Source organism: Arthrobacter alkaliphilus, assembly GCF_021483235.1.
Classification (GTDB): Bacteria; Actinomycetota; Actinomycetes; order Actinomycetales; family Micrococcaceae; genus Arthrobacter; species Arthrobacter alkaliphilus.
Genome location: NZ_JAKEEC010000072.1, coordinates 1 through 380, shown reverse-complemented (window position 1 = coordinate 380; position 380 = coordinate 1). Strand labels below are relative to the sequence as shown.

Annotated in this window: 1 protein-coding gene; it reads right to left on the bottom strand. The window is 66.6% G+C overall.

The window, feature by feature from the left end; genetic code table 11:
* On the bottom strand, positions 1–380 hold a 380-nt coding region (locus L0B83_RS19635), incomplete at both ends, for a lipoyl synthase (protein WP_504745249.1).

The following is a 380-nucleotide window of genomic DNA, read 5'->3' as shown; positions in this document are numbered from 1 at the left end:
TTTTTGCGCATCGCGGTGGCCCAGAGGCGTCCGGCGCGGTAGGAGGAGCGGACCAGGGGGCCGGACATGACACCGAGGAAGCCGATTTCTTCGGCTTCGGTGGCGAGGTCGACGAATTCCTGGGGTTTGACCCAGCGGTCCACGGGCAGGTGCCGTTCGGAGGGGCGCAGGTACTGGGTGATGGTGATCAGGTCACAGCCCGCGGCGTGCAGGTCGGCCAGGGCCTCGGAGATCTCTTCCCTGGTTTCGCCCATGCCCAGGATCAGGTTGGATTTGGTGACCATGCCGGCGGCGCGGCCCTGGCTGATGACGTCCAGGGAGCGGTCGTAGCGGAACGCGGGGCGGATGCGCTTGAAGATCCGGGGCACGGTTTCGACGTT